20 protein-coding genes are annotated in these 21,762 nt (G+C 51.9%); 7 read left to right on the forward strand and 13 right to left on the reverse strand.

Annotated features, from left to right (window positions below):
• Window positions 1-27: 27 nt before the first annotated feature.
• From der to ndk, 12 genes are read right to left on the reverse strand one after another with little or no spacing between them, the layout of a single operon-like run.
• Window positions 28-1,461, reverse strand: a complete 1,434-nt coding sequence (gene der, locus B3355_RS10460; RefSeq protein ID WP_019882087.1) for a ribosome biogenesis GTPase Der — start codon at window positions 1,459-1,461, stop codon at window positions 28-30.
• Window positions 1,461-2,675, reverse strand: a complete 1,215-nt coding sequence (gene bamB / locus B3355_RS10465; RefSeq protein ID WP_047518248.1) for an outer membrane protein assembly factor BamB — start codon at window positions 2,673-2,675, stop codon at window positions 1,461-1,463. Before bamB ends, der begins: the two co-directional genes overlap by 1 nt.
• A gap of 6 nt (window positions 2,676-2,681) precedes the next feature.
• Entirely contained in the window at window positions 2,682-3,320 is a 639-nt protein-coding gene (locus tag B3355_RS10470) for a YfgM family protein (RefSeq protein WP_047518246.1), read from the reverse strand.
• 39 nt (window positions 3,321-3,359) lie between these two features.
• Window positions 3,360-4,169, reverse strand: a complete 810-nt coding sequence (locus B3355_RS10475) for an ATP-binding cassette domain-containing protein (RefSeq protein WP_019882091.1) — start codon at window positions 4,167-4,169, stop codon at window positions 3,360-3,362.
• Between the two features lie 10 nt (window positions 4,170-4,179).
• A complete protein-coding gene (locus B3355_RS10480) occupies window positions 4,180-5,004 on the reverse strand; it encodes an ABC transporter ATP-binding protein (RefSeq protein ID WP_292783547.1) in 825 nt (274 codons plus the stop codon).
• Entirely contained in the window at window positions 5,001-5,756 is a 756-nt protein-coding gene (locus B3355_RS10485; protein WP_024929955.1) for an SIMPL domain-containing protein, read from the reverse strand. Before B3355_RS10485 ends, B3355_RS10480 begins: the two co-directional genes overlap by 4 nt.
• Window positions 5,757-5,780: 24 nt before the next feature.
• A complete protein-coding gene (gene hisS, locus B3355_RS10490; RefSeq protein ID WP_292783552.1) occupies window positions 5,781-7,040 on the reverse strand; it encodes a histidine--tRNA ligase in 1,260 nt (419 codons plus the stop codon).
• 22 nt (window positions 7,041-7,062) lie between these two features.
• Window positions 7,063-8,343 (reverse strand): flavodoxin-dependent (E)-4-hydroxy-3-methylbut-2-enyl-diphosphate synthase, encoded by a 1,281-nt coding sequence (gene ispG, locus B3355_RS10495; RefSeq protein ID WP_029512353.1) that lies wholly within the window; start codon window positions 8,341-8,343, stop codon window positions 7,063-7,065.
• A 2-nt stretch (window positions 8,344-8,345) separates the two neighbouring features.
• Window positions 8,346-9,584, reverse strand: coding sequence for a helix-turn-helix domain-containing protein (locus tag B3355_RS10500; protein ID WP_292783556.1), 1,239 nt, complete (start codon window positions 9,582-9,584; stop codon window positions 8,346-8,348).
• A complete protein-coding gene (gene pilW, locus B3355_RS10505) occupies window positions 9,585-10,385 on the reverse strand; it encodes a type IV pilus biogenesis/stability protein PilW (RefSeq protein ID WP_292783558.1) in 801 nt (266 codons plus the stop codon). It abuts the gene before it with no gap.
• A gap of 3 nt (window positions 10,386-10,388) precedes the next feature.
• Window positions 10,389-11,507: a 23S rRNA (adenine(2503)-C(2))-methyltransferase RlmN gene (gene rlmN, locus B3355_RS10510; RefSeq protein WP_292783560.1), complete on the reverse strand. Its 1,119-nt coding sequence runs from the start codon at window positions 11,505-11,507 to the stop codon at window positions 10,389-10,391.
• A gap of 55 nt (window positions 11,508-11,562) precedes the next feature.
• Window positions 11,563-11,967, reverse strand: coding sequence for a nucleoside-diphosphate kinase (gene ndk / locus B3355_RS10515; RefSeq protein WP_019882099.1), 405 nt, complete (start codon window positions 11,965-11,967; stop codon window positions 11,563-11,565).
• Between the two features lie 265 nt (window positions 11,968-12,232).
• Here ndk and B3355_RS10520 point away from each other — a divergent pair, with 265 nt between their 5' ends.
• The 7 genes from B3355_RS10520 (at window position 12,233) to B3355_RS10550 (ending at window position 20,668) form a co-directional block, all read left to right on the forward strand.
• Window positions 12,233-13,441 carry a formylmethanofuran dehydrogenase gene (locus B3355_RS10520; RefSeq protein ID WP_292783563.1) on the forward strand — a complete coding sequence of 403 codons (1,209 nt, stop codon included), beginning with the start codon at window positions 12,233-12,235 and terminating at the stop codon, window positions 13,439-13,441.
• Window positions 13,438-15,105 (forward strand): formylmethanofuran dehydrogenase subunit A, encoded by a 1,668-nt coding sequence (locus tag B3355_RS10525; protein ID WP_292783566.1) that lies wholly within the window; start codon window positions 13,438-13,440, stop codon window positions 15,103-15,105. The genes B3355_RS10520 and B3355_RS10525 overlap by 4 nt, the downstream gene beginning before the upstream one ends.
• Window positions 15,105-16,031, forward strand: a complete 927-nt coding sequence (gene fhcD / locus B3355_RS10530) for a formylmethanofuran--tetrahydromethanopterin N-formyltransferase (protein WP_024929962.1) — start codon at window positions 15,105-15,107, stop codon at window positions 16,029-16,031. Before B3355_RS10525 ends, fhcD begins: the two co-directional genes overlap by 1 nt.
• Window positions 16,028-16,699 (forward strand): formylmethanofuran dehydrogenase subunit C, encoded by a 672-nt coding sequence (locus tag B3355_RS10535; protein WP_292783568.1) that lies wholly within the window; start codon window positions 16,028-16,030, stop codon window positions 16,697-16,699. The genes fhcD and B3355_RS10535 overlap by 4 nt, the downstream gene beginning before the upstream one ends.
• Before the next feature lie 108 nt (window positions 16,700-16,807).
• Window positions 16,808-17,734 carry a rhodanese-related sulfurtransferase gene (locus tag B3355_RS10540; protein ID WP_047518234.1) on the forward strand — a complete coding sequence of 309 codons (927 nt, stop codon included), beginning with the start codon at window positions 16,808-16,810 and terminating at the stop codon, window positions 17,732-17,734.
• Window positions 17,735-17,884: 150 nt separating this feature from the next.
• Window positions 17,885-20,068, forward strand: a complete 2,184-nt coding sequence (locus B3355_RS10545) for a putative bifunctional diguanylate cyclase/phosphodiesterase (protein ID WP_292783574.1) — start codon at window positions 17,885-17,887, stop codon at window positions 20,066-20,068.
• Window positions 20,069-20,146: 78 nt separating this feature from the next.
• Window positions 20,147-20,668, forward strand: coding sequence for an HPP family protein (locus B3355_RS10550; RefSeq protein ID WP_292783577.1), 522 nt, complete (start codon window positions 20,147-20,149; stop codon window positions 20,666-20,668).
• On the opposite strand, the gene B3355_RS10555 is transcribed toward B3355_RS10550, so the two are convergent.
• Window positions 20,665-21,648: an integron integrase gene (locus B3355_RS10555; RefSeq protein ID WP_292783579.1), complete on the reverse strand. Its 984-nt coding sequence runs from the start codon at window positions 21,646-21,648 to the stop codon at window positions 20,665-20,667. The genes B3355_RS10550 and B3355_RS10555 overlap by 4 nt on opposite strands.
• Window positions 21,649-21,762: the final 114 nt, after the last annotated feature.

Here is a 21,762-nt window from a genome sequence, read left to right on the forward strand (position 1 = left end):
GCAGGGCGACTGCTCACCACATCAGTATTATTTTTTAGTTTTATTTTGCTCGTTACGCTGTTTCAGCTTGGCGCGCATCTCGTTTTTGCGACGACGCATGGTCACCAGGCCTTCACCTTTTTTGCGCTCTTCTTCTTTGTCAAACGGGTTTTCACCCTGGTTGTATTGCACGCGTAAAGGCGTACCCACTAATTGGAAAGCCTTGCGGAAAATACCTTCAAGATAGCGCGTATAACTGGCTTTAATGCCATCAATATGGTTACCATGTATCACCACGATAGGTGGGTTTGAGCCACCTTGGTGCGCATAACGTAACTTGGGGCGAATGCCGCGGCTAATTGGCGGTTGATGTTGCGTTGTTGCTTCGCCTAATACACGCGTTAACTGCGGCGTGGCCAGATCGATCATAGCGGCCTTAAAGGCCACGTCTACTGAAGCCAGTAACTCATTGAGGCCTTTTTTGCGTAACGCTGAAATATAGTGAAACTTGGCAAAGTCGAGGAACTGTAGTTTCCGGTCAATTTCGCGCTTGATCCACTCGCGCTCATCATCTTGCAGGCCATCCCATTTGTTAATGGCAACTACTAGTGCGCGTCCGGCATCAACAATATAAGCGGCCACGTGTGCATCTTGTTCGGTAATGCCATCCTTGGCATCCACCACCAGAATAGCCACATTGGCGTCTTCAATTGCCTGCATGGTTTTAATGACAGAGAATTTTTCAACAGCCTCAAACACTTTGCCGCGTTTGCGTACACCGGCAGTATCAATAATGGTGTATTGCTTGCCATTCTTCTCGAGCGCGATTTCGATAGAGTCACGTGTGGTGCCCGGCTGGTCAAACGCAATCACGCGATCCTCACCTAACAGGGCATTGACCAGTGTGGATTTGCCGACGTTAGGGCGGCCAACAATCGCAATTCTTGGCGTGTCATGATTGACTGGCTCAGCGGCTTCGGGTTCTTTTTCGCTGATGGTTTCCAGGGCCAGTTCGATCAGGTCGCGCACACCTTCGCCGTGGGCAGATGAAATGGATAAAGGATCGCCCATGCCCAGTTCATGAAAGTCTGCACTGACGATGGCTTTGCGCATGCCTTCGGTTTTGTTGACGGCAAGTAGGATAGGGCGCTGCGCTTTGCGCAAGGTTTGCGCAATGGTGAATTCCTGTGGCGTCAGGCCAGCACGCGCATCAACCAAAAAGATAATGACATCGGCTTCGTCGATCGCCAGCAGAGTTTGCTTGGCCATTTCCTTCAGAATGCCAGTGTCTGCGGTTGGCTCAAAGCCGCCGGTATCAATCACCAGGTAAGGTTGGCTGGCACCCAGGCCGCGGCCATAGTGACGATCACGCGTCAGGCCAGGTAAATCGGCAACCAGTGCATCACGCGATCTGGTTAAACGATTAAATAAGGTGGATTTGCCGACGTTAGGCCGGCCAACAAGTACGATGGTAGGTAGCATTATTTGTATGTGACTGCGTAAAGGTGGCCGTCACGCGACTGCGCAAAGAACTGATTGGCATTGCTGCCTGCAATCAGCGACATCAGGGGTTTGGAACCCAATTGTAGTCGGCCAACAAAACTGCCATCATCCTGGCTGAGTAAGTGGATATAACCTTCGAGATCGCCGACAGCGACCACATTGCTCAAAGGCAGCGGCACTGTCAAATGGCGGTAGCCCAGGTTGCCCTGGCGCCAGAAGGTTTTACCATTGGTGCTGTCCAGTGAATAGACTGAACCCATGGTATGGCTTAGGTAGATTTTGTTATTTTCTGCGGTCAGGCCGACATAGCTGGAAATGTCACGGTTCCACACCACCTGGCCACGCTGGCGGTCAACGGCGGCCACTTTTCCTTGGTAGGCGACCACATAGACTAATGGTCCATCGACAAATGGCAGGCTGGTGATGTCGGCAATACGCTCGATTTCTGTCACGCCTTTAGGTTGGGCAACGGTTGCTTCCCATACCAGTTTGCCATTATCAGCACGAATCGCGACCAGTTTCCCGCCAGGGAAACCTGCATAGACTGCGCCGCTATCAACCACAATGCCCGCTTGTGTTTTGAGTGAGAGGGAAGGGGTGGCGCGCTCATAAGACCACTTGCGACGACCATCTGCGGCGTCAATGCCGTAAATATGGTGGTCGCTGGTGCGCACAATGACCGTACCATCGTAATAACGGGGTTGTCCTTGTACTTCGCTACTGAGTACGGCACTCCAAAGCTTTTTACCATTGACGTTTAAAGCAAATAAGTGTCCCTTGCTGGTGCCGACCAATACCAGCCCACCACCCAGCCCTGCGCCACTGCTAATGGGTTCGCCAAGTTCGGTTTCCCAGATTGTTTTGCCGGTTTCAGCCGACAATTGCATTACGCTGCCTTCAGCGTTGACGGTGTAAATCAGGTTGTCTGCCAGCACTGGCGTATAAGTGAAGCGCCCGGGTGAACCTACATCCACTGACCACTGAATGCGTGTTTCATAAGAGGACTTGATCTCTTCCAGCTCGACAGGCGGGTTGGCCGGTTCTGCGCCAAAAATGCTTTCACTGATATTGGTTTTAACATCATTGAATGCCGTGCATGCAGACAGCCCGCTACCGAGTAAAAACAAGGCGGCGAGCGTGGCATGTTTAAGTGAGTGCGGCTGGTTGCGCAGTGCAGGTAAGAGAGACCTCATTGGCAATTACCCCAAGGCATCCAGCTTTTGCTGGGTCAGGTAAAACAGTTTGCCTTCTGGGTCCAGGCCTTGCAGAGCTTTGTTGTAAGCGTCTTTGGCTTCTTTCTCTTGCTTGTTAGCAATGTAAATATCACCAAGCAAGGCGTTTTTGATGCCATCAAAGCCTTTGTCGTCAATCGCGGACAAGGTTTTTTTGGCGTCATCCAGCGCGTTACGTTCAATTTGCAAACCGGCAATTTCAACCGCGGCCATCTGCTTGATGGCTGGCTCTTTAGCTTCAGCCAAGGCCCAGCGCAGTTGCTTTTCTGCAGCGTCTGATTGCTTGGCTTCATGCAATGCACGGGCAGCAAACAACGCAGCACGGCCTGCGTATGGTGTCATGCTGTAGTCTGCTTCAATGGCTTGCGCATCTTTACTGATTTGCTCGGCTTTTTTGCTGTCAACATCCAGCAGCGATGTGCTGACCAGGGTTTGGTAAGCGGTGGATGCAGCGGTAGCCTTGCTGTTCATCCAGGATTGGTAGCCTTGCCAGCCACCATATGCCACTGCGGCGGCAATCACCAGGCGAGTGGCCAGTTTTCCATGTTTGTTCCACCAGGCTCTAAACTCGTCCAGTTGTTCCTGTTCTTCCAAATCGTATGCCATTGCAATGTTCCTGCGTGTTCTTATTGAATGAAGGTGAGATTAAGCGGTTATTGCACGTAACCCATGGCCGGGAATCGCGCTAAGTAACTGTTGTGTATATTTTTGCTGGGGAGCATTATAAATGGTTTCTACGCTTCCTTGCTCAATTACTTTGCCTTTTTGCATCACCAGTACCTCGTCTGCAATATGCCTGACCACGCGTAAATCATGGGTGATAAACAAATAACTGAGCCCCATTTCCTGCTGTAGTTGCTTGAGTAGCAGCAATATCTGCGCTTGTACCGACACATCCAGTGCAGATACTGGTTCGTCACAAATCAATAGTTTTGGTTGCAGTATCAGGGCACGGGCAATGCCGATACGCTGGCGTTGCCCGCCAGAGAACTGGTGCGGATACTTGCTTGCATCGTCAGCTTGCAAGCCGACTTTTTCCAGCATCTGCACGACGCTGTCATGCTGTTGCTGTGTATTGCCGATGCCATGGATGACCAGGCCTTCTGCAATAATTTCGCCGACCCGCATTCTGGGGTTGAGTGAAGCAAACGGGTCCTGAAACACCATTTGAATATGGCGGCGCGCTGTGCGTAATGCCGATTTATCCAGGGCTAGGAAGTCCTGGCCGTCGAAAATGACTTCTCCGCTATCCAACGGTAATAAACGCAAGATACCGCGTGCTAGAGTAGATTTTCCACTGCCGGATTCACCGACTACTGCCAGGGTAGAGCCTTGTTTGAGTTGCAGGCTGACATCGTCCAGTGCGTGTATGGTATGCGCGTGAAGGCCCAAGGTGCCGGTGCGCTGGCGATAGGTTTTATGCAGATGGCGTACTTGCAGCAAAATATCAGTCATGGTGGTTCCATCAGGCTGGCGTCAGCCAGTCATAGGTCATGGGCTGCAACACTTTTTTGCCTTCGGCATCTGGTACGCAGGCAAGCAGGGCGCGTGTATAAGGGTGTTGTGGCGATTGCAGCACTTGCGTCACGCTGCCGGATTCGACAATCTCGCCCCTGAACATGACGATGACTTCGTCAGCAATATCGGCAACGACACCGAAATCATGCGTGATGAACAACATGGCCATCTGCAGGCGGTTTTTCAAATCGTCCAGCAAGCGTAATACTTGCGCCTGTACTGTGACATCCAGGGCCGTGGTGGGCTCATCCGCAATCAGTAAAACAGGTTCGCAGGCAATACTCATTGCAATCATCACGCGTTGGCGCTGGCCGCCAGAAAGCTCATCCGGATAACTGTCTGCCCGCGTGGGATCTATACCAACTTGCTCCAGCAATGCGGCTACTTTTTGTTTGAGCGCCTGACCTTTGAGGCCCAAGTGTGTTTGCAACGGTTCGCCGATTTGAAAGCCAATGGTCAGCACCGGGTTCAGCGAAGTCATCGGCTCCTGGAAAATCATGCCCATTTGTCTGCCGCGCAGGTGCTGCATGGCGGTTTCATTGAGCTGGCTGATATCCTGGCCCTGAAAAAACACTTGCCCTTGCATGCGCAATTGCGGCGAAAGTAATTTCATGACACTCAGTGCAGTCAGGCTTTTACCGCTACCAGACTCACCGACGATGCAGGTGGTTTTGCCACGTGCCAGGGTCAGTGAGACCTGGTTGACCAGCTTGCGCTCAGGTGCCTGTGTCGGGCTAATGCTGAGTTGATGGATGCGCAGGATTTCTGTCATTCGATGTTGTAGACCACAGTGACGACCACGCGCGCAATTTTATCTACAGTGGATTTATCATAAATGCCACCATAGCTGTTGTCGCTGTCTTCACCGCCGGTGGCAGGCAAAATATAAAACGCGCCCTGGCTGGCAGACTTCATGACGCCTACCTTGACACCATCCTGTTTGACAAACTCAGTCGCCCGCGTGCGTGCATTTTTAGTGGCATCGGCAATCAGTGACATTTTGACGGTTTCCAGGTTGCTGACCAGGAATTCTGGCGGTTGTGAAGTGACAGGGTGATTGTCTGCACGCAAACTTAAAATAGCCTGGTTGGCGGCCGCGATTTTTTTGAGGTCTTTGGTACTGATATGCACACTTTGGTAGCCCTCAAAGCCACGTTGTACCTGGCGCGGGCTGTCATGTACATATTCTTCTTCGTAATGCGGCCCCAATGTTTGTACATCCACGGTACGCATACTGGAATCCAGGCCTTGCAGGTCTAAAAAGTTTGCCAGTACGGCACGCTCGCGATCAATCGCCTGCAGTGTTTCTGCCTGCGTAGGGGCGACCACGCCGATATTAATCGTCCATTGCGCGCGGTCGGCTTTGACAGGTTTTTCTGCCAGGCCTTTGACGGTGATGGATTGCTGGCTGGAGACGGCATGTTTTGCCTGCACGCCAAGAATAAATGCTGCGGACGCCATGCCCACTGCCAGAAGCAGGCCTAATGCCGTCATGGCATTAAAAAAGTGTTTTTGCTCTGACATCCGGCCTCCTATGGCATGAAACAATTAACTGGATTGTACGATGTTCAATACCTGATCAAGACTCACACGTGCTTGTTCGCCTTGTCCCAGCATGGGTTTCAGGCTGAGCTCATTGGCTGCCGCTTCGTCATCGCCTAAAATGGCCGCAAATCTGGCACCACTGCGATCCGCTTTTTTCATCTGCGATTTGAAGCTGCCACCACCGGCATGCAGCACGACATTCAAGCCCATGCTACGCAGACTTTCGGCGACGGTAAAGGCTTTCTGCTCGGCCAGTGCACCGACATTGACCAGATAGATATCTGCCTGGTTGCTTGCAGTGACGCCGTATTCTTGCATGAGCAGGAAAACACGCTCCAGGCCGATGCCAAAACCACAGGCAGGCGTTGCGCTACCGCCGATGCGTTCTACCAGGGTATCGTAGCGGCCTCCACCGGCAATCGTGCCCTGGGCGCCCAGTTTGGTGGTGACCCACTCGAACACGGTGCGGTTGTAGTAATCGAGCCCGCGCACCAGCCTATGATTAATGGTATAAGCAATGTCAGCCTGGTCGAGCAGGGCGCACAGACGTGCAAAGTGCAGTTTGGAGGTGTCACCCAGGCAATCCATCAATTTAGGCGCTGCTTCACACATGGCTTGCATGCGTGGGTTTTTGGTATCCAGGATACGCAAAGGATTGCTTTGCAGACGGCGCTTGGCATCTTCATCCAGCAGGTCTGCGTGCTGCTCAAAATAAGCAATTAGTGTTTGGCGGTATTGCGCGCGCTCATCTGCATCACCGATACTGTTTAACTGTAATTCAACGTCGGCAATCCCTAGCGCTTGCCACAGGCGTGCCAGTAAAACGATTTGCTCGGCATCAACATCCGGGCCTTCAAAGCCAAATGCTTCAACACCAATCTGGTGAAACTGGCGCTGGCGGCCTTTTTGCACATTTTCATGGCGGAACATCGGGCCCATATACCACAGGCGCTGTGGGCCATTGTAGGTGAGGTTGTGTTCTACCACCGCGCGTACACAGCCAGCAGTGCCTTCCGGACGCAGGGTCAGTTTGTCGCCATTGAGTTTGTCTTCCCAGGCATACATTTCTTTTTCAACAATATCGGTGTGCTCGCCAACGCTGCGCACAAACAACTCGGTGGGTTCGACCAGCGGCATGCGGATATTGTTGTAACCATACTGGCCCAGGATACGGCGTGCGGTATCTTCCAGTTTGAACCAGAGCGGCGTGGCCTCCGGCAGAATGTCGTAAAAGCCTTTAATCGATTGAAATTTTTGTGTCATGAGATACTAAAGTGCGATTATTCTAGAGTGCGACGATGGGAATGATGCTGGATTTGGCAGCGCGCAGCTTGCCGCCATCGGCGTAATGTGTGCGGACGTATTCGTCCACAATTTGTTGAAACTCTTCGGCGATATGGTCACCTTTGAGGGTAACGGTTTTTTCACCATCGACAAATACTGGTGCGACAGGGACTTCGCCCGTGCCAGGTAAGCTGATGCCGATATTGGCTAGCTTGGATTCACCGGGGCCGTTGACCACGCAGCCCATGACGGCCACATTCAGGGTTTCCACCCCAGGGTATTGGGCGCGCCAGACCGGCATCTGATTACGTAACCAGGTCTGGATTTGTAATGCCAGCTCCTGGAAATAAGTGCTGGTGGTGCGGCCGCAGCCAGGGCAGGCCGTGACCAATGGTGTGAATGAGCGTATGCCCATGGTTTGCAGAATTTCCTGCGCAACCACCACCTCTTTGGTACGGGATTCGGTCGGTTCAGGCGTTAATGACACGCGTATGGTGTCGCCTATGCCTTGCTGTAACAGAATGGCTAACGCTGCGGTAGACGCAACGATGCCTTTAGAGCCCATGCCGGCTTCAGTCAGGCCTAAATGCAAGGGGTAATCACAACGTTTGCCCAGTTCCTGGTATACCAGCACCAGGTCTTGCACATTGCTCACTTTGCAAGAAATGATGATTTGATTCGGGCTTAAACCCAAGTCGACCGCTTGTTGCGCGCTTTCCAGTGCAGATTGAATCAGCGCTTCACGCATGAGGGCATCGGCGGATAAAGGATTAGCCGCTTTGCCATTATCATCCATCATCTGCGCCATTTTGGCCTGGTCCAGGCTGCCCCAGTTCACACCAATACGCACTGCTTTTTTATAGTGGATGGCGGCTTCAATCATGGCGGCAAACTGTTCGTCACGCTTGCTGCCTTTGCCGACATTGCCTGGATTGATGCGGTATTTGGCCAGTGCTTCGGCGCAGTCCGGATAGGCTTGTAACAGTTTGTGGCCGTTAAAGTGAAAGTCGCCTACCAGCGGCACATTGCAGCCAAGTGCATCCAGGCCCTTACGAATCGTCGCCACTTGTGCCGCTGCTTCGGCGCTGTTGACGGTAATGCGGACTACTTCTGAGCCGGCTTGCCATAGTTCATAAACCTGGGCTATCGTACCTGCGGCATCTGCCGTGTCAGTGTTGGTCATGCTTTGCACCACCACGGATGCGGTGGACGAGCCTTGCAGGCCACCGCCAACCGCAACGTGTCCAACCATGACCTGAAGGCTGTTTCTACGGGATATCATGGTTATTTCAATTGAATGCGTGCAACGCGGCCACGGGTAGCCTGCGTTAAATCATAAGGCTGGTTATCAATCGTCAGCTGGGTGCCACTGGCATGACCAACTGTGATATTGACCGGTTTTTCGGTTGTGACCTGACGCTCGGAACCTGCAGGCATCACTTCGCTAAATACTTTCTTGCCTTGCATATCCTCAATACGAACCCAGGAGTCTTCATTGACTTTAAACACCAGGCTGGCTTTTTGCGGCTCGCTGGCTTGCAGGGTGGTACTTTCTGCGGCCTGCGTGGTGGCTGGCGTAGGCGTGCTCACAATGGTGTTGTTGGCAATGGCATTACTCGTAGACAGTGTATTGGCTGCATTGCTTGTTGCGTCATTGCCAGTCACTGTTGCTGCCGGCACTGCATTGTCGGCAGTCGTTGTCGTGCTGGCATCTACATTTTCTGTGACTGGAGCAACGGGTGTTGTTGTGGCTGGCGCGGGCGCCGCTTCAGGTGCCGGGATGGCAATTTCCTGTCCGGTGGTTTCACCGATTTCATCCACATCAAGTGCCAAAGCGGCATCTTTCAAGGCTTGTGGCTTGATATGGTTGATATAAAAATAGGCCGCAATGCCTGCCAGAATCAGGAAGATCAGGAATGTTAACAGCCGTTGCGGGCGAAACACAGGTACCGGCTTATCGATCACTGATCGGCTGGCATTAGAGCGCACGCTGAGTGGCAACGGTGCTTTGTTGGGCACGATGCGCTGATAGGCTTCAAGAATTGGGTTGACGTCGATATTGAGCAAGCGCGCATAATTGCGAATAAAACCACGCACAATGCTTGGCTGTGGCAATTTCTCAAAGTCATCCTGTTCAATCGCCTGAATCTGTTTGATGCCCAGTCTCAGTTGGCTGCATACCTCATGTATGCTCAGGCCTTGTGCTTCACGCGCCGCTTTCAGTACGTTGCCGCAACCTGAACCATAGGCCAGGGTGGCACTTGCTGGTTGTGGGGCGCTCTCTAATGCCATCGCAGCACCATATTCTTCAGGGGCATCAGATGCCGTCGCGTGTTCGGCAGGGGTTGTCGTCTGGATAAATTCATCACTGGCTTGTCCCTGCTGACTCTCCATAGCCACCTGGTAGGCCTGGCCAGATACCTGGTCGGTCTCTGCCTTGCGTTTACGACCGCGTTTAGGCTTGTCTGTTGCCTCTGCCGGTACAGGATTGACGTTGGTTTTGTCTTCTGACGTCACGTGCATTTACTCCATTTTCAGCAATTGTTTGGTTTCGTTGGCATTGGGGAACAATTTATGCAATTGAACGCTGTAGTAGCTGGCATCATCCGGCATTTGCAATGCCCGGCAAATGCGTACTGCCAAAAATAATGACTCTGGTGTGGGGGCAACGTTCACACTATTTTGCAAGGTATTCAACGCCAGCGCGGGTTCGCCACGTGAAAATTGCAGATTGGCCAGTTGATAAGCACTGGCATGCGCCAATGGATCGACTTGCAAGGCGTGAAAGAAATAGTTCTCTGCCTGGGTTTTCTGTTGTGCACGCAAGGCACAGACGCCCGCATTGTAAAGCGCAATTTGTGGTGTTTTATACAGCGGGTTTTTCACCGCCTGCATAAATTCTTTTTGTGAGGCGTCATATTTGCCCTGGTCGCACAAAAAACGACCATAGTTATTATGCGATTCAGAGTTTGCCGGTTGTAGCTGGATCGCGCGTTTAAACGCTTCTTCAGCGCGGCCTTGTTCGCCAAGGGCGGCGTATACCAGGCCCAGGCCATTGTAAGCAAGTGCATAGTTGGGGCTACGCTCAACAGCCGTGTTGAACTCTTCCAGGGCTACTTCATAACGCCTGAGGCGAAAATATTCTGCGCCTAATTCTGTGTGCACGCGTGCAGATTCCACATCGCCGGTTTCGCGGCCGATGGGTTGCTGTTCATACGGTGAGTTATTGCTATTCGACGATGGGTTTTGCGCACAACCTGCCAGCCACAGCGCAGAGGCCAGGGTAAGCATGACCGCGGATGGCGTGAAGAAGGTTGTTTTCATGGCTTACTTTTCCGGATGAATCGCAATGGTTTTTTCTGTACGTCGGGTTTTGTCCAGCACCTTGCCAGCAAGTTGTCCGCAGGCAGCATCAATATCATCGCCGCGTGTCTTGCGCACAGTCACGACAAACCCAGCCTGCATTAACATATCACGAAACGCGCGCACCTGCATTGGTTTGGACGTGCCGTAACCACTGTTAGGGAACGGGTTGAAAGGAATCAGGTTAAATTTGCACGGCACATTGCGCACAATATTAATCAGTTGTTTGGCATGTTCCAGCGTGTCATTCACGCCATCCAGCATCACATATTCAAATGTCACAAAGTCACGTGGTGCTTTGACCAGGTAACGCTCACAGGCAGCCATCAGGTCTTTGATCGGATATTTCTTATTGATGGGCACAATCTCGTCGCGCAAGGCGTCGTTAGGCGCATGCAGTGAAACAGCCAAAGCGACCGGGCAGTCTTCTTTCAAGCGGTCCATCGCTGGTACCATGCCGCTGGTCGATAAGGTCACGCGACGGCGGCTAAGGCCATAGGCGCTGTCATCCAGCATGATCTGCATGGCGGTGACCACGTTGTCATAGTTGGCCAGCGGTTCACCCATGCCCATCATCACCACGTTAGAGATAATGCGTTCGCCTGGAGGCAATAAGTCGTAGCCTGGCGCCTGGCGCAAGGCATGGTTGGCAATCCACAACTGGCCGATGATTTCGGACACATTGAGGTTGCGGTTAAAGCCCTGACGACCGGTGCTGCAGAATGTGCATTCCAACGCACAGCCCACCTGGCTGGAAATACACAGCGTGCCACGGTCATCTTCTGGGATAAAAACGGTTTCTACACTATTGCTGGTGCCGTCTTTAAGGTTGTTGGTGCCGACCAGCCATTTGCGTGTGCCATCATCAGACACTTGCTCCAGCTGGATATCCGGCAGTTTGAATTCGGTTTCCTGGCGCAGTTTTTCGCGCAGGGTTTTGGCAATATCGGTCATCTGTTCGAGATCAAGAATCCCGAAATGATGCATCCAGCGCATCAATTGCTTGGCGCGAAAAGGCTTCTCGCCGAGGCTTGCGAAGTACTCGGCGAGTTGCGGTTGGTTAAAGTTGAGTAAGTTAACCAAGTGTATTTCCTAGTTCGGTATTCATTTAAACGTCAATCACTGACGAAAATTGTGATTAGCCGAAGAAGTATTTGATTTCGATCGCTGCATTTTCCAATGAATCGGAACCGTGCACAGCGTTAGCATCAATGCTTTCAGCGAAGTCAGCACGGATAGTGCCTGGCGCTGCATCTTTAGGGTTAGTTGCACCCATCAGTTCGCGGTGTTTCAATACTGCGTTTTCGCCTTCCAGCGCTTGAATCATCACTGGACCGGAAATCATGAATTTCACCAGGTCGTTGAAGAAAGGACGCTCTTTGTGCACAGCGTAAAAGCCTTCAGCTTCTGCTTGTGTCAATTGTGCGAATTTAGCAGCCACGATTTTCAAACCGGCGTTTTCAAAACGGGTGTAGATTTGACCAATCACGTTTTTTGCAACTGCGTCTGGTTTGATAATGCTGAGTGTGCGCTCTAAAGCCATGAGAACTCCAAATAATTAATTAACAAGAAAAACAAACGACTATTCTACTATTTTTAACGTGATTGATAAACCGCATTCATGCACCTAAGTCGTATTCACACACCTAAGTGATGACTTGTATCCGTTTATTGCTTTAAATAGCAGGCATTCATTGCTTTATTTTTTTTATCTATCCCAGCGAGTTGTTTTATGATGTGATGGTTTCTAACGATCACGTGCATATTCGCCATTGAGATGGACGATCAAAACGAGAGACCTATAAGCCATGACAAATCAACAAGACATCATGCATGCATGCCCGGCCTGTGGCTTGCTATGTGACGATATTTCGGGGGATGCCATTGCCAGACAGCAGTTTTCGTGTGGCAAGGCAGCAAAATTCTATGCGCGGGTGAGCGCAGGCGCAGCGCCCGCTGTGGGTGGCAGCACCGCATCGCTGGCAGAAGCGGTGAAAGCGGCAGCGGCTTTGCTCAAGCAGGCAAGCGCACCACTGGTGGCGGGCAGCAGTACTGATGTCCATGGGGCACGCGCGCTAGTCAGCCTGTCTCATGCGACCGGTGCGGCCATGACGCATATCAACGCCAGTAGCACCTTGCGCAATATGAAGGTATTGCAACATCGCGGCTGGCAGACGACGACGCTGACAGAAGTACGCAACCGCGCTGATGTGATCTTGATGATAGGCACGGATGTTGTCAGCCATAACACCCGTTTCTTTGAACGTGTGGTGTGGGTGGATGAAGCCATGTTTACCGAACCAGCTGCGCGCAAGATTATTTACCTGGGCGGCGATAAGCTAAATACCAAGCCTGGCGTTGCGCCGGATGGTCGTGCCCCTGAGGTGATTGCCTGTGCTTCTGAGTCTTTACCAGAAGTCGTCGCCACTTTGCGCGCGCTGGTGATGGGTAAGCCCGTGACGGCTGAAACCGTCGCCGGTGTGGCGGTGAGCAGTTTGAAATCACTGGCGGACACTTTGAAAACCGCCAAATATGCGACGCTGGTGTGGGTATCCAAAGACCTGCATTACGCGCACGCTGAACTCACGATTGAAAATATTACTGAAACTGTGGTTGCGCTAAACCAGAAGAGCCGCGCTATGGGCCTATCCATGGGTGGTAGTGATGGTGACACCAGTGTGAATTATGCGCATACTTGGCTCAACGGCGTCATTATTGATGCGCCGGAATGGGAAAGTCATGATGCAGTCGTGTGGGTGAATAGCTACAGCCCCAATGCCATGCCGCCCGCAGGCACAGCCCCAGTGATTGTACTGGGTGCAGCTGACAGCACATTTGACACGGCACCTGCCGTGGTTATCCCGGTGGCGACACCAGGCCTGGACTGTAACGGCCAACAATTTCGTGTCGACGGTTCGGTGACTTTGCCACTGACTGCAGCCAAGCCTTCTGACTTACCAACTTTGTCGCAAGTGGTGGCCCTGATAGAAGCCCAATTAAAAGGAGATTTGGCATGATTACGCTACTCAAAAATGCCAAAGTGATTGATCCTGCCCATCACAAAGATGGCGTGGTACAGGATATTTATATCCGCGATGGCCGTATTATCGTCAAACCGGCCGACAGTGAAAAGATCGGCCAGGTGCACGACCTCAATGGCAAGATTGTCATGGCCGGTGCCATTGATATGCATAGCCATATTGGGGGTGGCAAGGTCAATATTGCACGTATGCTGCTGCCGGAATATCAGGCCATGCGCAAACTGGACGAACCTGAAGCACATATTTGTGGTGCCAACTGTAGCCATCACGCTACGCCGAATACCACTGATACCGGCATGCGCTATATCGAGATGGGCTACACCGCGGCGTTTGAACCGGCAATTCTGGCGGTGAATGCACGTCAGGCGCATATGGAGATGGGTGATACGCCCATGATCGATAAAGGCGGTTACGCCATGCTGGGCAACGATGATTATTTGTTGCGCCTGCTGAGCCAGAACGCCGACCAGAAAACCATTAACGACTACGTGGCGTGGACCTTGCACGCGACGCAAACCATCGGTATTAAAGTGGTCAACCCGGGCGGTATTTCTGCTTTCAAGTTTAATGAGCGTCGCCAGGATTTAGACCAGCAACATAGCTATTACCACATTACGCCGCGCCGTATCTTGCAGGCCTTGAGCCGCGCCGTGAACGAGATTGGTATTGCCAAGCCCTTGCATGTGCACTGTAACAACCTGGGCGTGGCCGGTAACTTCCAGACTACGCTGGATACCATGGGGGCTAGCGATGGCTTGCCCATGCATTTGACGCATATCCAGTTTCACAGCTACGGCACCGAGGGCGATAAAAAGTTTTCTTCTGCTGCGGCCAATATTGCAGAGGCGATCAATAGCAATAAACATATCACCGCCGATGTCGGCCAGATCCTGTTTGGGCAAACGGTCACCGCTTCTGGTGACAATATGATGCAGCATTTAAACGCCAAAGTTGCCAATCCGAAAAAGTCGGTGATTATGGACATTGAGTGCGATGCTGGCTGTGGTGTCGTGCCATTTAAATACCGCGATGAAAACTACGTCAATGCCTTGCAATGGGCGATTGGCCTCGAAGTGTTCTTGAGTGTCGATGATCCTTGGCGCGTGTTCCTGACTACCGATCATCCGAATGGCGCACCGTTTACCAGCTATCCACACCTGATCCGCTTGCTGATGGATAAAACCTTCCGTAATGATGCTTTTGATAAGCTCAACCTGGATGCGCAAGCCATGAGCAACCTAAAGTCATTGGATCGTGAGTACAGTTTGTATGAAATCGCCACCATGACACGTTCAGCACCAGCCAAATTGATTGGCCTGCAAGACCGCGGTCATCTGGGCATAGGCGCAGCGGCAGATATTACGGTGTATACCGATCAGGCCGATAAAGAAGCCATGTTTGCCAAACCTGACCTGGTGTTTAAAGACGGCGAACTGGTGGTAAAAGAGGGCAAAGTGGTGAAAGTAGTATGGGGCGCAACGCATACCGCCAAGCCTTCGTTTGATGTGGGTGTAGAAAAAGATATCAAGCAGTATTTTGACCGCTACCACACCATGCAAATGAATAATTTTAAAATTTCCAATGACCAGATTGCGGAAGATGGCCGCAACCATGTCATTAACCATACGCAGGGGTCATGATGGTTATTAACGGAGTAGAGATTGACGATACCTTTGCCGAAGCATTCAATATGCGCGGTACGCGTATCCTGATTACCGCGCAAAATCTGCGCTGGGCGTATAACGCCGCCAATGCCATGACTGGTTTTGCCACCAGTGTGATTGGCTGCGGCGTAGAGGCGGGCATCGAGCGTGAATTGACTGCAGATGAAACGCCGGATGGCCGTCCAGGCCTCAGTGTGTTGATGTTCGCCATGGGCAGCAAGGTGCTGATGCAGCAACTGGAAACGCGCATGGGACAATGTATTTTGACTTGCCCGACAGCGGCTGCGTTTGCTGGCATTGAGTCCGAAGACATGATCAGCCTGGGCAAGCATTTACGCTTTTTTGGCGATGGTCACCAGGTGTCCAAACAAATCCCCGATGCCTCGGGCAAACTCAAGCGCTACTGGCGTATCCCGGTCATGGATGGTGAGTTTTTAACCGAAGAAACCACCGGCATGGTGCGTGCCATTGGCGGCGGCAATTTCCTGGTGTTGGGCGCCAGCCAGGCACAGGTACTCACTGCCTGCGAAGCGGCGATCGATGCCATGCGCAAATTGCCTAACGTGATTATGCCTTTCCCGGGAGGCGTGGTGCGCTCTGGCTCCAAGGTGGGTAGTAAATACCCGAAAATGTTTGCCAGTACCAATGATGCATTCTGCCCGACGCTCAAAGGCGTCGTGAAAAGCGAGCTCGATCCGCGCGTCGAAAGTGTGATGGAAATTGTGGTCAACGGCCTGACGTTTGAAGATATTGCGCTTTCCATGAAAGCGGGTATTGAAGCGGCCTGCCGCTTGGGCAAGGAAAACGGCATTTTTCGTGTTTCTGCCGGTAATTACGGCGGCAAGTTAGGTCAGCATCACTTTAAACTGCGGCCAATTTTAAGCGGGGAGGTCACCGCATGAGTCACATCACTTTAACGGCGAAAGCTGTCTCTCGCAGTGTCGATTGCCGCACTTTGTTGCCACAAGCCTTGCAAGGTAAAACCGTGGCCGAGATTACAGCCATGAAACTGGCTGCAAACTTAAGCGTGGCTGATGTGTTTGAAGTGAGTGTCGACACGGCTTCAGAAGCCCCGGCCGTGACATTCAAAAACACCACTTCTGTCCATCAATATATCGGCTTTGGCATGACCAGCGGACAAATTAATGTGACAGGGGATGCCGGAGATTTTTTAGGCGCCCAACTGCAAAACGGCGTGCTGATTTGCAAAGGTAACGTCGGCGCCCGTGCGGGCGACCGTATGCGTCGTGGCATGTTGCTGATTGAAGGCAACGTCGGCGATTATTGTGCTTCTGACATGATGGCTGGCACGCTGGGTGTACTGGGTACAACGGGCGCATACCTGGGCTATGGCATGAAGCGTGGTACCTTGTTATTGGCGAACACACCGGCCGCGCAAGCGACCTGGATAGACTGCGGTTTTCACACACTGCCTTTCCTCAATATCTTGTATAAGTCTTTCAAGCGGCTGGATAGCCGCTTTGCACAGGTCAGCAGCCAACGCGTGCAGCGCTGGATGGGCGATATGGGTGGCCTGGGCAAAGCTGAAATCCTGGTGATCCAGCCTTAAGAGACTGCTTTTGCGATGATTGATGAACGGGCCTTGCGCCCGTTTTTCTTTTTGCATCATAGAGTTACAGTGGTAAAATCGCGTTTTTGCAATGAACCACATTCTCACATGAGCCAATTTCTCACTGCCGCCCTCTACAAATTCGTCACCCTGAATGACTACAAAGACCTGCAACAACCGATTTTAGAGGCTTGCCAGAAGCTGCATATCAAAGGCACCTTGCTGCTGGCAAATGAAGGCATTAACGGCACTATTGCTGGTGCGCCTGAGGATATCCGTGCCATTCTGGCGCATTTACGCCAGGATCCACGGTTGGTGGATTTGGAGCATAAAGAGTCATGGGCGGATAGTCATCCGTTTTACCGCATGAAGGTCAAGCTGAAAAAAGAAATTGTCACCATGGGTGTGCAGGGCGTAGATCCGAATGACGTGGTGGGCACGTATGTAAAGCCTGAAGACTGGAACGCCATTATTTCCGACCCGGACGTGATTGTGCTGGATACGCGCAATGATTACGAAGTGCATATCGGTACCTTCAAGGGCGCCATCGATCCGAAGACAACGACCTTCCGTGAGTTTCCACAATATGTGGCCGACAACCTGGATAAAAACAAACACAAAAAAGTGGCCATGTTCTGCACCGGCGGTATCCGCTGTGAAAAAGCCTCTTCTTTTATGAAGCAGCAGGGGTTTGAAGAGGTGTATCACCTGCAAGGCGGCATCCTCAAATACCTGGAAACCATTCCTCAAGAGCAAAGCCTGTGGGAAGGGGATTGTTTTGTGTTTGACCAGCGCGTGGCCGTCAAACATGGCCTGGAAGTGGGCGACCATGACCAATGCTATGCCTGCCGCATGCCATTGACCCAGGAAGAAATGCAAAGCGAACAATATGAAGCAGGTATCTCTTGCCCTTATTGTTTTGATAAATTATCCGCAGACAAAAAAGAGTCGCTGCGTGAACGCCAGAAGCAAGTCAAACTGGCCAGATTGCGCGGCCAGAGCCACATTGGGGATGTGCAAAAGCATCACGACTAACATCACGCTGAGGCATCCGCTACGGCTTTTTTTGTAGGGCATCATTTAAAATAATTATATTTATGCTAAATTAAACCACTACATTAGACCACCAATACATCCGTAGATCACCAAGACATCAGTCAAAAGCTCTCAAATAAGGAGATTGTGATGAAGTGCCCTGTAATACTGGCCAATGAGCAATCAAGGTTGCAAGCCTTGTATGACCATGGTTTGAATAATGAAGGTTTAGTGAAAAGCCTGGACCCTGTGGTTCAAATTGCTGCCCGCATGTTTGACATGCCAGTGGCTGCTGTCAATATGATAGGCAGTGACCATGTCTTTTTTGCCGCGGTCACCGGTGTCGGTGAAGTCGATATGCGTCGCGACGTGTCTTTTTGCGCGCACGCTATCAATCAGATGGAAGTAATGGTGGTGCCTGATGCCACGCAGGATGAGCGCTTCCATGATAATCCGCTGGTCACTGGCGAGGCGCAATTACGCTTTTATGCCGGTGTCCGCTTGCTTTCGCCCGATGGCCTGGCCTTGGGTGCTTTGTGTGTGGTGGATAACCAGCCACATTTCGATTTTTCTCCTGATGATCAACGCCGTTTACAGGAACTGGCACAGATGGTCTCTGACCGTCTGGAGCTTAAGCGCATCGAAACGCATACCAATCGCTCCCGGCCTGATTTTGCCTCTTATGCGGGGCACTCTTCTACGCCAGTGGTCTGGTTTAATGACCACGGGCAAATCACCGCCTGGAACACGGCTGCCGCACAATCTCATGGCTACAGTCTGGCAGAAGGTATCGGCCAGCCGGTTGAAATGCTGCTGGTCGAGCGTGACCGCGCGACTTTCCGCGACATGGTTGCGCGCGCCGTGGCTGCCGGATCCCTTGATGACCTTGATATGTCTTTTGAAGCGCGCGGTTTACGTAAAGGCGGCAGCGAGTTTCAACTTGGCTTCTCGCTGTTTGGCTGGAAAGCCGAAGGTGAAATGCGTTTTGAAGTCATCCTGAAAGACATTACGGCCCAGCGACTGACAGCGCCTGTGACTGATCAGCAAAATACGCTGGATCCGCTCACTGGGTTGGCTAACCGCGCCAGGTATTACCGAGTCGTCGAAGACGCGATTATTGCCAATATCCCGATTGCGGTACTCATGATTGATTTTGATAGCTTTAAAGATATCAATGACACCCTGGGGCACGCCTGTGGGGATAGTATTCTTAAGGAAATGGCTCATCGCCTGAGCCAGATGGTGGGGGCAGCAGGCGTGGTGGCACGTATAGGTGGCGACGAGTTTGCGATTGTGCTGCTTGATGTAGCCAGCCCGGAGTACGCGTTGGCGCTCGCGGAGCAGGCCATTAATTTAATTGCCCAGCCGATGGTGATACGTGAAGATGAAGTACGCGTCATTGCAAGCTGCGGTGTGGCGCTGGCGCCCATTCATGCCCACGAAACGCTGGAACTGGTCAGCGATGCTGATTTGGCCCTGTTTAAAGCCAAAGCCATGGGGCGTGGGCGCGCCTGTGTGTTCAGCCCAGTATTGCGCCTGGAGGCTGTCGCCAGGCGCTTGTATGCCATGGAGCTGTACCGCGCAGTCAATGAAGGCGAGTTTTTGCTCTATTACCAGCCACAGGTTAACCTGACCACCGGCACCGTGACCGGGGCTGAGGCGTTGATACGCTGGCGCCATCCCAAACGCGGCATTCTGGCCCCGATTTCTTTTTTACCTGCCCTCGAAAATGGCACGCTGGCTGCCACCGTCGGTGCATGGGTGCTGGATGAGGCCTGTGCGCAAGTGTCTTATTGGCGCAGGCATACAGGCGCTGATTTGCGTATCGGCGTCAACCTGTTTGGCGCGCAGTTCCAGGCGGGGGATTTATATGCAGAGGTAGTTTCCACACTGGCGAGGCATGGTCTGCCGCCTTCTGCCCTGGAGTTGGAAGTCACAGAAAATATTGCCCTCGATGGCGATGAAGTGGTGCTGAATATTTTGCACAGGCTGAAAGCCTATGGCGTTGGCATTGCGTTTGATGATTTTGGCACCGGATACGCATCGCTCAGTCAGCTCAAAACCTATCCACTGACGCGTATTAAAATTGACCGTAGCTTTGTGCAAGGCATGCTTGAGCAGAAGAAGGACGATTCTGTAGTCAGTGCGACGCTGGATATCGCGCATGCTTTCGATTTGCAAGCCATTGCAGAAGGCATAGAGACCCAGCAGCAATACGAGTATCTACGCGCCAAACGCTGCGAAGAGGGGCAGGGCGAGTTGTTTGGCAAGCCTATGCCCGCAAATCAGTTTGCGCAACTGATCGGACTTAACCAGTATTCATCGGCGGCTTAACCTATCCTTGCCGGGCAGGCTCTCTTTCTGGCAACATTGCGGACGAATGGTCCACTACAATATCTCAGGGAGAGAGACATGAAATTGTTAGATAAACTTGCCGGTGAGCACGCGGCATTACCGCCAAAGTTCACTGGCAAAGCCATCCTCATGGCTGGGTTGGGTGGCATGATTGCCATCAGTATTGCCGCGCTGATGAGTGCGCGCTTGGATCAGTTGCTGGTGCTGGGTTCATTTGGCGCGTCATGTGTCATTTTGTTTGCTTACCCGGATGCACCGTTTGCCCAGCCACGCAATGTGATTGGTGGCCATTTTTTAAGTTCGTTGATCGGTCTGCTGGTGGTGTCGCAACTGGGGGTTGGTTGGTGGGCGTTAGGGATTGCAGTTGGCCTTGCGATTGCGGCCATGATGTTCACACGGACCGTACATCCTCCCGCAGGCTCCAATCCAGTCATTGTCTGGTTGATCGCCAGCCAGGGTGCCATAAGCTGGCAGTTTTTGTGGTTTCCCACCCTGTTTGGTGCCATTGTCATCACCGTTGTCGCGCTGGTATATAACAACCTCACGCGTGAGGGAAGCTACCCCAAATACTGGTTTTAAATCACATCCAGCGGGCTGGCCACGCCACGCCCGCCCTTATTGAGCACATGCGTATAAATCATGGTGGTTGATACATCACTGTGCCCCAATAATTCCTGCACCGTGCGAATATCATAACCGCCTTCTAGCAGATGCGTCGCAAAGCTGTGCCGCAGCGTGTGCGGCGTGGCCAGTTTAGCGATATTGCCAGCCTTGGCAGCCTTTTTTACTGCGCGTTGCACTGTTTTTTCATCAGCATGGTGGCGACGAATCTGGTTATTTGACGGGTCTATTGAGCGCTTGATAGAAGGAAACACATATTGCCAAGACCACTCGCGCCCAGCCCCCGGATATTTTTTATCAAGCGCCATCGGCATAAACACCTCACCAAACCCTGCCGCCAGGTCCTCATCATGCAGCTGTTTTACTTTAAGCAGATGTTGTTTTAAAGGCTCAATTAAGGCCGCAGGCAGCATAGTCACCCGGTCTTTAAACCCCTTGCCTTCGCGCACTAAAATCTCCCTTTTAACAAAGTCTACATCTTTCACCCGCAAACGCAGACACTCCATCACGCGCAAGCCACTACCGTATAGCAAACTACCAATCAGCCACATCGTGCCATCCAGCCGGTTGAGCAGGGCTTGCACCTCAGGCTTGTTAAGCACCACCGGCATGCGCTTAGGTGCTTTTGCTTGTGTCACATTGTCCAGCCAGGGCAGCTCAATCTCCAGCACCTCTTTATATAAAAAGAGCAGGGCGCTTTTCGCCTGATTTTGCGTGCTGGCAGACACATTTCGTGCCACCGCCAAATGCGTTAAAAAGTCCTCCACCTCAGTCACCCCCATATCACGCGGATGTCGCTTGTCATGGTGCAAAATATATCGTTTAATCCATTGTATATAAGCCTCTTCAGTACGCTTGCTGTAGTGCTTCACTCGCAAGCGCTCTACAATAGAGGGAAACAACTTTGGCACTGGCTTTACCTCAGGTGTGTTTTCCATAGCGTAACTCCTAAGCTCAGGTGTAATATAAAGATACACCTCATTGATTTTATTATGATAAATAAATATATAAATTTTATAGCCCCCAGACTAAATAAAATATTATTGTCGTTT

Origin of the sequence: Methylophilus sp. UBA6697 (assembly GCF_002454655.1) — a bacterium.
Classification (GTDB): Bacteria; Pseudomonadota; Gammaproteobacteria; order Burkholderiales; family Methylophilaceae; genus Methylophilus.

Coding starts and splice junctions, on each gene's coding strand:
- der (WP_019882087.1), bottom strand. CDS start 1,461: ATGCTACCTACCATCGTACTTGTTGGCCGGCCTAACGTCGGCAAATCC.
- bamB (WP_047518248.1), bottom strand. CDS start 2,675: ATGAGGTCTCTCTTACCTGCACTGCGCAACCAGCCGCACTCACTTAAA.
- B3355_RS10470 (WP_047518246.1), bottom strand. CDS start 3,320: ATGGCATACGATTTGGAAGAACAGGAACAACTGGACGAGTTTAGAGCC.
- B3355_RS10475 (WP_019882091.1), bottom strand. CDS start 4,169: ATGACTGATATTTTGCTGCAAGTACGCCATCTGCATAAAACCTATCGC.
- B3355_RS10480 (WP_292783547.1), bottom strand. CDS start 5,004: ATGACAGAAATCCTGCGCATCCATCAACTCAGCATTAGCCCGACACAG.
- B3355_RS10485 (WP_024929955.1), bottom strand. CDS start 5,756: ATGTCAGAGCAAAAACACTTTTTTAATGCCATGACGGCATTAGGCCTG.
- hisS (WP_292783552.1), bottom strand. CDS start 7,040: ATGACACAAAAATTTCAATCGATTAAAGGCTTTTACGACATTCTGCCG.
- ispG (WP_029512353.1), bottom strand. CDS start 8,343: ATGATATCCCGTAGAAACAGCCTTCAGGTCATGGTTGGACACGTTGCG.
- B3355_RS10500 (WP_292783556.1), bottom strand. CDS start 9,584: ATGCACGTGACGTCAGAAGACAAAACCAACGTCAATCCTGTACCGGCA.
- pilW (WP_292783558.1), bottom strand. CDS start 10,385: ATGAAAACAACCTTCTTCACGCCATCCGCGGTCATGCTTACCCTGGCC.
- ndk (WP_019882099.1), bottom strand. CDS start 11,967: ATGGCTTTAGAGCGCACACTCAGCATTATCAAACCAGACGCAGTTGCA.
- B3355_RS10520 (WP_292783563.1), top strand. CDS start 12,233: ATGACAAATCAACAAGACATCATGCATGCATGCCCGGCCTGTGGCTTG.
- B3355_RS10525 (WP_292783566.1), top strand. CDS start 13,438: ATGATTACGCTACTCAAAAATGCCAAAGTGATTGATCCTGCCCATCAC.
- fhcD (WP_024929962.1), top strand. CDS start 15,105: ATGGTTATTAACGGAGTAGAGATTGACGATACCTTTGCCGAAGCATTC.
- B3355_RS10535 (WP_292783568.1), top strand. CDS start 16,028: ATGAGTCACATCACTTTAACGGCGAAAGCTGTCTCTCGCAGTGTCGAT.
- B3355_RS10540 (WP_047518234.1), top strand. CDS start 16,808: ATGAGCCAATTTCTCACTGCCGCCCTCTACAAATTCGTCACCCTGAAT.
- B3355_RS10545 (WP_292783574.1), top strand. CDS start 17,885: ATGAAGTGCCCTGTAATACTGGCCAATGAGCAATCAAGGTTGCAAGCC.
- B3355_RS10550 (WP_292783577.1), top strand. CDS start 20,147: ATGAAATTGTTAGATAAACTTGCCGGTGAGCACGCGGCATTACCGCCA.
- B3355_RS10555 (WP_292783579.1), bottom strand. CDS start 21,648: ATGGAAAACACACCTGAGGTAAAGCCAGTGCCAAAGTTGTTTCCCTCT.